This is a genomic window from Ectothiorhodospira lacustris, assembly GCF_022227785.1.
Lineage (GTDB): Bacteria > Pseudomonadota > Gammaproteobacteria > Ectothiorhodospirales > Ectothiorhodospiraceae > Ectothiorhodospira > Ectothiorhodospira lacustris.
The window spans coordinates 1-9,925 of the sequence record NZ_JAJNQM010000101.1; the positions used below are offsets into that span (position 1 = coordinate 1).

At 61.2% G+C, this 9,925-nt stretch carries 11 protein-coding genes; 9 read left to right on the forward strand and 2 right to left on the reverse strand.

What is annotated here, in order from left to right; translation table 11 throughout:
* The 8 genes from LQ952_RS14365 to LQ952_RS14400 form a co-directional block, all read left to right on the forward strand.
* A partial coding sequence (locus LQ952_RS14365; protein WP_238623310.1) for a S1 RNA-binding domain-containing protein occupies nt 1-655 on the forward strand: 655 nt, incomplete at its 5' end.
* Nucleotides 656-743: 88 nt separating this feature from the next.
* Nucleotides 744-1,043 (forward strand): integration host factor subunit beta, encoded by a 300-nt coding sequence (locus LQ952_RS14370; protein ID WP_238616609.1) that lies wholly within the window; start codon nt 744-746, stop codon nt 1,041-1,043.
* Nucleotides 1,044-1,083: 40 nt separating this feature from the next.
* Nucleotides 1,084-1,377, forward strand: coding sequence for a LapA family protein (locus LQ952_RS14375; RefSeq protein ID WP_238623311.1), 294 nt, complete (start codon nt 1,084-1,086; stop codon nt 1,375-1,377).
* Nucleotides 1,378-1,382: 5 nt separating this feature from the next.
* A complete protein-coding gene (gene lapB / locus LQ952_RS14380) occupies nt 1,383-2,579 on the forward strand; it encodes a lipopolysaccharide assembly protein LapB (RefSeq protein ID WP_238623312.1) in 1,197 nt (398 codons plus the stop codon).
* Nucleotides 2,580-2,634: 55 nt separating this feature from the next.
* Nucleotides 2,635-3,357, forward strand: a complete 723-nt coding sequence (pyrF, locus tag LQ952_RS14385) for an orotidine-5'-phosphate decarboxylase (RefSeq protein WP_238623313.1) — start codon at nt 2,635-2,637, stop codon at nt 3,355-3,357.
* A 110-nt stretch (nt 3,358-3,467) separates the two neighbouring features.
* Nucleotides 3,468-3,752: a ComEA family DNA-binding protein gene (locus LQ952_RS14390; protein ID WP_238623314.1), complete on the forward strand. Its 285-nt coding sequence runs from the start codon at nt 3,468-3,470 to the stop codon at nt 3,750-3,752.
* 156 nt (nt 3,753-3,908) lie between these two features.
* On the forward strand, nt 3,909-4,796 hold the full coding sequence (gene galU, locus LQ952_RS14395) for a UTP--glucose-1-phosphate uridylyltransferase GalU (RefSeq protein WP_238623315.1): 888 nt from the start codon (nt 3,909-3,911) through the stop codon (nt 4,794-4,796).
* Nucleotides 4,797-5,052: 256 nt separating this feature from the next.
* Nucleotides 5,053-6,933, forward strand: coding sequence for a hypothetical protein (locus LQ952_RS14400; RefSeq protein ID WP_238623316.1), 1,881 nt, complete (start codon nt 5,053-5,055; stop codon nt 6,931-6,933).
* 122 nt (nt 6,934-7,055) lie between these two features.
* Here LQ952_RS14400 and LQ952_RS14405 read toward each other — a convergent pair whose 3' ends face one another.
* Entirely contained in the window at nt 7,056-7,622 is a 567-nt protein-coding gene (locus tag LQ952_RS14405; RefSeq protein WP_238623317.1) for a protein-methionine-sulfoxide reductase heme-binding subunit MsrQ, read from the reverse strand.
* A 44-nt stretch (nt 7,623-7,666) separates the two neighbouring features.
* Nucleotides 7,667-8,608 (reverse strand): protein-methionine-sulfoxide reductase catalytic subunit MsrP, encoded by a 942-nt coding sequence (gene msrP, locus LQ952_RS14410; protein WP_238623318.1) that lies wholly within the window; start codon nt 8,606-8,608, stop codon nt 7,667-7,669.
* A 157-nt stretch (nt 8,609-8,765) separates the two neighbouring features.
* On the opposite strand from msrP, the gene LQ952_RS14415 reads away from it, so the two are divergent.
* The gene (locus LQ952_RS14415) at nt 8,766-9,761 is read left to right on the forward strand and encodes a cytochrome-c peroxidase (protein ID WP_238623319.1); all 996 of its coding nucleotides are present in this window, start codon (nt 8,766-8,768) and stop codon (nt 9,759-9,761) included.
* The last annotated feature ends 164 nt before the right edge of the window (nt 9,762-9,925 follow it).

Genomic DNA, 9,925 nt, shown 5'->3' on the forward strand with positions numbered 1-9,925 from the left:
GGGCATGAAACAGTGTCAGGCCAATCCCTGGGACGAGTTCGCCGCCATGCACAACAAGGGCGAGAAGGTCTCCGGTGTGATCAAGTCCATCACCGACTTCGGCATCTTCGTGGGCCTGGAAGGTGGTATCGACGGTCTGGTTCATCTCTCCGACCTGTCCTGGAACATGCCCGGCGAAGAAGCCGTGCGCAACTTCCGCAAGGGTGAAGAGATTGAGGCCGTGGTGCTGTCCGTGGATCCCGAGCGTGAGCGTATCTCCCTGGGCCTGAAGCAGATGGACAAGGATCCCTTCTCCAACTTCGTGGCCGAAAACGCCAAGGGCTGCATCATTAAGGGCGTTGTGAAGGAAGTAGACGCCAAGGCTGCCGTGGTGGATCTGGGTGACGGTGTTGACGGCATCCTGCGTGCCTCCGAACTGTCTCGTGACCGCGTCGAAGATGCCCGCTCCGTGCTGACCGTCGGCGAGACCGTGGAAGCCAAGTTCGTGGGCGTGGATCGCAAGAACCGCACCGTGACCCTGTCGATCAAGGCCAAGGAAAGCGACGAAGAAGCCGAAGTGATGCAGGACTACAGCGGCTCCTCCGCAGCCACCACATCGCTGGGTGCGCTGTTGAAGGAACAGCTGGCCGGCAGCGGCGATTCCGAGAAGAAGTAAGGCTCGCGCCATCATCCCCGGATGCAATCCATCCGGGGATCTTTGCGTGCAGAGAGTCATGGTCGTGTAACATGCAAAGGGCAGGACGATGACGAAATCGGAACTCATCGATATACTGGCTCGCAAGCAGAGCCATCTTGCGTACAAAGATGTTGAGTTATCGGTCAAGACCATACTCGAACAGATGAGCCAGGCACTGGCCACCGGAGACCGGATCGAGATTCGCGGTTTCGGCAGTTTCTCGCTGCACTTCCGGCCGCCTCGGGTAGGGCGTAACCCCAAAACGGGTGAGACCGTGTCTCTGCCGGGGAAATACGTGCCTCACTTCAAGCCTGGCAAGGAATTGCGGGAGCGGGTCAATGAGCCGGAAAAGGCCGGGATCCGCTGACGTGGCAACACACTAATGTCCACAATCGGGAAAGCAGCCCATGAGTCGAGTCATTCTTCCGTTGGTTCTCATCCTGGCCGTTGTTCTGGGGGCCAGTTTTACGATTCTTAATGCCGGGGAGGTGGATGTACACCTGTACCTGGAAAGTTTCCAGGTGCCGCTGTCCATCGTAGTCTTCGTCAGCATGCTGCTGGGGGCCATACTCGGGGGTTTGGCCTGCAGTGGTCTGGTGATGCGCCGCGGTCGTGATGCGCGCTTGCTGCGCAAGCGCTGCAAGCGCGCCGATGATGAAATCGCCAGACTGCGTGCACTGCCCAGCAACAGCAAGGTGTAATTTTCATGATGGAACTCCTGTGGCTGCTGCTGCCGGTAGCGGCAGCCTCGGGATGGTTGGCGGCCCGTCGTACGGCTCGGCAAGACTCCGAGCCCGAGCGGGCCGTTGCCTTTTCCAGCCATTACATCAAGGGCCTCAACTACCTGTTGACTGAACAGTCGGATCGCGCCCTGGAAGTGTTCATCGACATGGTGGATGTCGATCCGGAGACGGTGGAGACCCACCTGATCCTGGGTAGCCTGTTCCGCCGCCGAGGGGAAGTGGACCGGGCCATCCGCATCCATCAGAACCTGGTGGAGCGTGAGAACCTGGACCCGGCACAGCGTGCCAATGCCCTGATGGAACTGGGACGCGATTACATGAAGGCCGGTCTGCTGGACCAGGCCGAATCCCTGTTCAAGGAACTTATCCAACTGGGTTTTCTCCAGGCGGAGGCCTACCAACGCCTGCGTGCCCTGTATGAGCGGGAGCGGGACTGGGCCAACGCCATTTCGGCCAGTGAGCAGTTGTGTGAATTTTCCACCGATCCGCAGAACCGTCACATCGCTCAGTACCATTGTGAACTGGGCGAGACGGCGCGATCCAAGGGCGACGCCCCTGATGCGGGTCGGCACGCCCGCAAGGCTTTGAGCTTTGATCGGGATTGCGCCCGCGCCGGCATCCTCATGGGCGATCTGGCCCTGGATGATGCCAATCCGCGACTGGCGGTGGAGCACTACGGTCGTGTGATGCGTCGCGATGCCGGATTCACCTCCCTGGTGCTCCCGCGTATTCGGGACGCCTTCATCCGGCTGGAGGATGCCGAAGGTCTGGAATCCCTGCTGACGGAACTGCGCGACCAGCATCCGTCGGAGGCCACGTCCCTGGCGCTGGCCCAGGCCCTGGAAGCACGGGGACGTCTGGATAGTCTGGACACGCTGCTGCGGGAAGAAATGGCCCGGGATTCGGTACCCTTGAAACTCTTGCCGGTCTATCTTCGCCTCAAGGCACAGCGTAATGGCACTGCGGCTGATGCCTTGCCGGTGGCGATCCAGGTGCTGGATCGATATCTGGAAGGGCATGTCCGCAACACCTGTACCCAATGCGGATTTCAGTCCCGTACCCATTTCTGGCATTGTCCCAGCTGCCAGGGCTGGGCCACCATCCGCCCCATCGACAGTGTGATCGAACAGCGTCCGGAAACCTGTCTGACGCCCTCTTGAGCTGGGTGGCGCACTGTCCTGTTTTCCGTTTTTCATCACGAGGTTTGTCTAGATCATGTCCCAGATTTCCTCCGGCCCGCGGGTCATCGTGGCCCTGGACTATCCCGATGCCGATGCCGCACTGGCCGTGGCGTCCCGGCTTAACCCGTCACAGTGTCGGCTGAAAGTCGGTTTTGAGCTGTTTGTCAGTGCCGGTCCGGCCCTGATCGAGCGTCTGCATGCCCTGGATTTCCAGGTGTTCCTGGACCTCAAGTTCCATGACATCCCCAATACCGTGGCCGGTGCCTGCCGTGCCGCTGCACGCCTGGGGGTCTGGATGGTCAACGTGCATGCCGCGGGTGGTCGGCCCATGATGGCGGCGGCGCGGGAAGCACTGGAATCCGTGGTGACCACAGGGCAGCGTCCGCTGCTGATCGCGGTGACGGTGCTGACCTCCATGGATGAGGCCGATCTGGCCGGTTGTGGCGTGAACCGCACGGTGCCGGAGCAGGCCCATTATCTTGCGGCCCTGACCCACGCGGCCGGACTGGATGGGGTGGTCTGCTCCGCCCATGAAGCCGGTGCACTCAAGTCGGCCTTTGGTGAGCCATTCCTGCGCGTGACGCCGGGGATCCGTCCGGCGGATGCGGCACTGGGCGATCAGAAGCGGGTGATGACCCCGGGAGAAGCCATTTGTCTGGGGTCCAGCCATCTGGTGATCGGTCGTCCCGTGACCCAGGCTCACGACCCTGCTGCCGTGCTGACGGCGATCAATCAGGAGATCGCCGCCGCGGCTTGAACCCGAGGGGGAATTGGGCGATAGTGTCGTCGCGGGTACAACGGATTGCAGGAACACACGACCCGCTTTGAACCATGGAACGCCAAGGAAATCCTCAAGGAGGCAACGGTATGAAACGTCTGACGTCCCTGATCGTCCTTTTCTCCCTGCTGTTCACCGCCACCGGCGCTTGGTCCGCCGGACCGGTGAACGTCAACGAGGCGGATGCCCAATCCCTGTCCCGCACCCTGACCGGCGTGGGACTGACTCGGGCCGAGGCCATCGTCGCTCATCGAGAGCAGCATGGCCCTTTCACCTCCGTCCATCAGCTGATGCAGGTGCCGGGTATCGGCCCGCGTACCGTGGAGCAGAACCTGGACCGGATCGAGTTGGGTAGCCACGCGCAACAGGATTGATCCTGCCCGCAGCGCCGGGATCATCCGCGCATCTGCCGGGAAGCACAGAGAAGGGGCGGCCATTACCGCCCCTTCTCTGTTTTGTGTCATCTCATCCACCTATACTGAGTAATTCCGGAACTGAATCCATACAACTCGACCAACGAAGACGTGCTTATGCAAAAAAAGATAAGGAAGGCAGTTTTTCCCGTGGCCGGGATGGGCACTCGCTTCCTGCCCGCCACCAAGGCCAATCCCAAGGAAATGTTGCCCGTGGTGGACAAGCCCTTGATCCAGTATGCCGCTGAAGAGGCGGTGGAGGCGGGCATCGATGTACTGGTATTCGTCACTGGACGCAACAAGCGCTCCATCCCCGATCACTTCGACAAGGCCTACGAGCTGGAGAAGGAACTGGAAGAGCGTGGCAAGGAGAAGATGCTGGAGGTCGTGCGCAACATCCTGCCTGCCGGCGTGACCTGCGTCTATATCCGCCAGGCGGAGGCCCTGGGCCTGGGGCATGCGGTGGGCTGCGCCCGGCCGGTGGTAGGGGATGAGCCCTTTGCCGTCATCCTGGCCGACGACCTCATCGACGGCGCGGGGCAGGGGGCATTGAAGCAGATGGTGGAAGTCTACGAACAGCATGGTTGCAGTGTCCTGGGCGTGGAAGAAGTCCCGCCCAGTGAGACGCAGAAATACGGCGTGGTCACGCCTGAGCCGTTGTCTGAACGTCTGTGGAATGTCAAAGGTATCGTGGAAAAGCCTGCCCCTGAAGTGGCGCCTTCCAACATGGCCGTCGTAGGGCGCTACATCCTGACCCCCCGTATCTTCGATCTGCTGGAAACCACCCAGAGAGGGGCCGGCGGCGAGATCCAGCTGACCGATGCCATCTCGGATCTGCTGGCCGAGCAACAGGTACTGGCCCATCGGTTCAACGGCACCCGCTATGACTGCGGCAGCAAGCTGGGCTACCTGCAGGCAACGGTGGAATACGCACTGAAACATCCTGATCTCAAGGATGACTTCCGGGAGTATCTGCTGGGGACTGTCTGTAGTCGGGGAATCTGAATTCAGGAATCAGGCCACACGCCGGTCGATGTCCTTCAGGAAACACTGAACAAGTCCGCTGCCCTCACTCCCGCTCCGCTGCCGTCACTCCCGCGGAAGCGGGAGTCCGGAATTTTCGGTAGTCTGTGGCCGAATTCCCGCTTCTGCGGGAACGACTTGTTCAGAACATCCTTATCCGTGAATTATCAAGCCATGAGGGCGGTACGGCGTGCCGCCCTCACAAAGCATCGGTCGGGAAGTGAGCTGGTTCAGATTTTTGCAACGATCCACCCGGTCCAGGGAAAACACCGTCTCCCTGGGTCGACGGGATGATGAGCGTTACGAGCGCTGGTCCAGGGCCGTCAAGCGTACGCGTGTCTCCCGCAACCTGCTGAACATTGCGTGGACGGCAGGCCCGGTGACCGTGCTGGGTCTTTCCGGCGGTTACTACATCGGCTATGGCCGCCCCCCTTCCATCGAGTTGGTGACCTATTTCGTCAGCTTCACCGTGCTGTCCGGCCTGATCGGTCTGATTGCCAAGATCGTCTATGACAGCGTTCACGGTTCCGCCAAGGAACAGGCACAGGCCGATGTCATGGAGGCCGTCGACAAGCTGGGGGATCTGATCCTGGCAGTCCGGGACCTGGCCATGGAGGGGCTGGATCCTGAAGTCCGCCGCCGCGAGGCCGCCGTGCAGTTGCTGCAGCGGGTGGATCTTTCGCCCGAAGGGGTGGCCTTTGCCTGCGAAGAGCTCACCGGCAGTCAGCCGCTGGGACGCTGGCTGGCCCAGATCGATACGTTTCGTCGGGCAGGCCTGTATTCCCGTATCCGCGACATCCATCAGGAAAGGGGCGAGGCCTTTGAGAGTATCGTCACCGATCTCAGGCAGATTGCCCCTGTCGCCGCGGGTATCCTGAGAGAACGCTATCTGGGCAGCGCCCCCAAGCTGCAACAGGGTGTGCCTCGGGATGAATTCTTTCTGGAAAGGGTCATGGCTGCCATCGAGCAGGACAATCCCCTGCTGATGACCACCGCCGATGTGGAAGCCATGCTGGTGCTGGCGTTCGAGCTGATCAACGGGCGCGAGATTCCCATGCTGATGTTCAGCTATACCGGCAAATGGCGCCTGGCGGGGGCACTGGATCAGATGGAAGCGGCCCGCAGTCGTTACCGTATTGCCCAAGCAGCCGCCAGCAATCGAATTCGTGCCCTGGCTTCCTGGTTGGTGGAGGTGGACCTGCTGGCCTACGAGGAAGTACCCGAGGGGTTGTCGTCCCATCTGCTGGTGGAGCGGGTGGTTCAGGCACTGGATGAGCTGACCACGCTGGTGGATGATCTGAGCAGGGTCCTGCTGGAGAACCACCTGGAACCCCGGGGTGATCTACGACGCCTGGCGGAAAATCTGGCCACGGCACTGCGCCTGTACCGGACCGCCTATGAGGCGTTTCAGGAGGTGGGGCGTGTCCACGCGGAATTGCTCAGGGCGTCGGAGTCCTGGGAGACACTCACTTCCCGTGACCTGGATGATTCGGAACAGCTTCGCGTAGGGCCGGGTCGTCGCGGGCTTCGTATTGTGGAGAGGGTGGTCAGTCTGGATGAGGACGCTCGCGAGGCGGTCTGCCAGCATCTGGTGAGTTATCTTCACGGCGAGCATCTGGAAAAACGGGGTCGGCGTTTCTTTACCCGTCGGGATGGCCGGCGGCGGCTCCTCACCCTGGATGGTGCCAGGCAGTTGGCGGTTGAGGTGGCCCTGGCTCTGGAGCCGCACATCGGTCTGTCTCGTCCCGAGATACAGCGGGGTGTGGGCGCGACCCAGGCCAGCTACCTGGGCAGTTTGGAACCCGGCATGAGTGCCCAGGAAAAACGCGTCCTGGGCGAGGCCATGGCCCTGGAGGTGGAACAGGACATGAGTCGGGCCGCGGAGCGTCTGGCCTTGGCACTGGTGAAACACTACCGGGTGAGGTTGACGGATGCGGCCCGGGAGTTTCTCATCGAGACCTACGGCGCCCGCCCCCAGGTACTGAGCATGATCTCCCAGAGCCACCTGGATGAGATGCCCCGGATCAGTCTGTTGAGCCTGCGTCCGCCGGTGGTATCCAGTCCGCGACGGGACTGGTATCGCGGTCTGGTAAGGGCGCGCAGAGTGTTGCCGGACTGATCTTGAGACCTTGGGCTGTTCTGAATGCATCTTTCCCGCGAAAGCGGGAACCCGGTCGCGGGGTGAAAATCCTGGACTCCCGCTTTCGCGGGAGTGACGGAGAGGGGCTTTCCAGAAATTCATCACTTTTCAGGGGATGAAAAAAGCCATCGTTCCACCAGCCTGAACAGCGCCAGCGCGAAGAGGATCAGGCCCAGCACGATGACCTCCGTCTCGATCACCCGGGATACCATCCAGAAATGCAGGACACCGCCTGCCGCCGAGAGGTAGACCAGACGATGCAGCCACTGCCAGCGTACCCGACCCAGTCGTTGCTGGGCCTTTTTCATTGAGGTCAGTGCCAGCGGAACCAACATCAACCAGGCGAACAGGCCCACCTGCAGGTGCTGCAGCTCCAGGATCTCGGCGATCATGAACGCCCATTCTCCGGCCTGAACCATCACCATCCAGACCAGGGCGTGCAGCAGCAGGTAGGCAAAGGCCCATAGCCCCATGGCCCGGCGTACCGTCATGAAGCCCGGCCAACCTGTCAGCCGGAAGGCCGGTCCCAATGCCAGGGTTGCCAGCAGCAGATACAGTCCCCAGCGTCCCAGCTCGTGCAACAGTCGCTCGTCCGGCACCACGCCCAGCATCCCTGTCTGCCAGGCGATGCCAAGCCATGACAGGGGCAGGGCGGCGCCGATGAACATGGTCAGCCTGAATCCGTGAATGAGCCGTGGTGAGGTGAATCGCATCAGAAATGGCGCCGCAGATCCATGCCGGCGTAGAGATCTGCCACCAGCTCCCCGTAGCCGTTGAAGATTTCGGTGCGTCTCCGGCCGCCTTCACCGATGCGCCGTTCCGTGGCCTGACGCCAGCGGGGATGGCTGACCTGCGGGTTCACGTTGGCATAAAAGCCGTACTCGGCTGGCTGCTGGGCTTCCCAGGAGCCGATCGGCTGTTCTTCCTGCAGGTGAATGCTGACGATGGATTTAATGCTCTTGAAGCCGTATTTCCAGGGGACCACCAGCCGCAGCGGGGCTCCGTTCTGATTGGGCAATACCTCCCCGTACATCCCCACGGCCAGCAAGGTCAGCGGGTGCATGGCTTCATCGATGCGCAGACCTTCACGGTAGGGCCAGTCCAGGATGCGACTGCGCTGACCCGGCATCTGCTCGGGGTCGTGAAGGGTTTCAAACACCACATACCCGGCACGGGAGGTGGGTTCAAATCGTCTGAGCAGATCACCCAGGGGAAAACCGAGCCAGGGGATTACCATGGACCAACCCTCCACGCAGCGAAGACGATAGATCCTTTCTTCCAGGCCATGGGGTGCGAGGATATCCTCCAGGGTGTAGTGGCCGGGTCTATCGACTTCACCGCTGATCTCCACGGACCAGGGGCTGGTGCGAAGCCGGTGGGCATGTCGCTTCGGGTCTTCCTTGCCGGTGCCGAATTCGAAGAAATTATTGTACCCGGCGGCCATGGCCTGGTCAGTCAACGGCTCATCCGTGGAGAAAGGGCTTTGAACGGCATCGGCCGTCCCCGCTTGCCAGGCTGGAGCGGCCGACAGGCCCGGTGCCGCCGCCGCCAGCAGCAGACCACCGGCCTGCTGCAGGAAATGTCGGCGCCGGACACGGACTCCCTTCGGCGTGATCTCGGAAGCCGGAGGGATCGGGTATCTCAAGCGAACCATTTTGAACTCTCTTGCCCCGGGTTCAGGCGTCTTTTTTGATGCGGCTCATGGCTTTGATGCATGCCGGGCGGTTTTGGTTGCAGTGCAGGTCAAAGCGGTCTAACTCTAGACTTATTCTAATTCATCGAAATCGACGCGAGTGAACAGGAGAAAATTGATGAAGCGTATTGCTCAATCCATCCGCAGGGCACTGCCCGTCGCGGTCCTGGTTTGTGTCACCGGTGCAGGCGGCGTCCAGGCTGCCGACTATGAAAGCTACAAGCGCTATTTCGAACCCTTGCCGGCTTTGCCGCCGCTGCCGTCCAATAATTCACTGACCCCGGAAAAGGTGGAACTGGGCAAGATGCTGTTTTTTGAACCGCGGATTTCCGCCAGTGGCGTGATCAGTTGCGCCACCTGCCATAATCCGGCACTGGGCTGGTCCGACCGCATCCCCAGGGCGGTGGGCCACGATGGTCAGGTCGGAGAGCGCAACACCCCTACAGTCCTCAATGCCGGTTTCCTGGAGTCCCAGTTCTGGGATGGCCGCGAGCCTGATCTGGAGGGGCAGGCCCTGGGGCCGATCCAGGCCGAGATCGAGATGGCTATGAACCTGGACGATGCCCTGGAAACGCTGGCGCAATTCGATGTGTATCAGGAACGCTTCGAGGAAGCCTTTCCCGGTGAGTCTGATCCGCTGACCGCAGAGAACGTGGCCAAGGCCCTGGCCGGCTTCCAGCGTACCCTGAACACACCGAACTCGCCCTTTGATCGTTACCTGCGGGGGGATGACAACGCCATGAGCGAGCAGCAAAAGCGCGGCATGGCGGCCTTCGTGGCCAATGGCTGCATCGCCTGTCACCGGGGGGCTAATTTCTCGGACAGTCGTTTCCACCGTTTCGAGTTGCCCGGCTCCACCGATGAAGGGCGTTTTGTGGTGACGGGGGAGGAACGTGACCGCTTTGCCTTCCGTACCCCCACATTGCGCAACGTGGCGGTGACCTACCCCTATTTCAACAACGGCAGCGTGGATAACCTCCATGACGCAGTGCAGTTGATGGGAGAACAGATGCTGGGTCGCGAGTTGGAGCAGGCCGTGGTGGATGACATCGTGGCCTTCCTCCATGCCTTGACCGGAGAGATGCCGCAGATCACGTTCCCGTCCCTGCCTTGACTTGATTCCCCTTCGCTCGGCGGAGGGGAATGCCTCAGAATTGGGCCAACAGACTGATGAAAGCCCTCGTCTCCCGAGGATTGGCCTGCCACTCGCTTTTGTCGGTACGTCCATCAAAGCCTCGTGCCAGTAGATCCTCGAACGTGAACGCAACATCCACGCCG

Coding starts and splice junctions, on each gene's coding strand:
- LQ952_RS14370 (WP_238616609.1), top strand. CDS start 744: ATGACGAAATCGGAACTCATCGATATACTGGCTCGCAAGCAGAGCCAT.
- LQ952_RS14375 (WP_238623311.1), top strand. CDS start 1,084: ATGAGTCGAGTCATTCTTCCGTTGGTTCTCATCCTGGCCGTTGTTCTG.
- lapB (WP_238623312.1), top strand. CDS start 1,383: ATGATGGAACTCCTGTGGCTGCTGCTGCCGGTAGCGGCAGCCTCGGGA.
- pyrF (WP_238623313.1), top strand. CDS start 2,635: ATGTCCCAGATTTCCTCCGGCCCGCGGGTCATCGTGGCCCTGGACTAT.
- LQ952_RS14390 (WP_238623314.1), top strand. CDS start 3,468: ATGAAACGTCTGACGTCCCTGATCGTCCTTTTCTCCCTGCTGTTCACC.
- galU (WP_238623315.1), top strand. CDS start 3,909: ATGCAAAAAAAGATAAGGAAGGCAGTTTTTCCCGTGGCCGGGATGGGC.
- LQ952_RS14405 (WP_238623317.1), bottom strand. CDS start 7,622: ATGTTCATCGGCGCCGCCCTGCCCCTGTCATGGCTTGGCATCGCCTGG.
- msrP (WP_238623318.1), bottom strand. CDS start 8,608: ATGGTTCGCTTGAGATACCCGATCCCTCCGGCTTCCGAGATCACGCCG.
- LQ952_RS14415 (WP_238623319.1), top strand. CDS start 8,766: ATGAAGCGTATTGCTCAATCCATCCGCAGGGCACTGCCCGTCGCGGTC.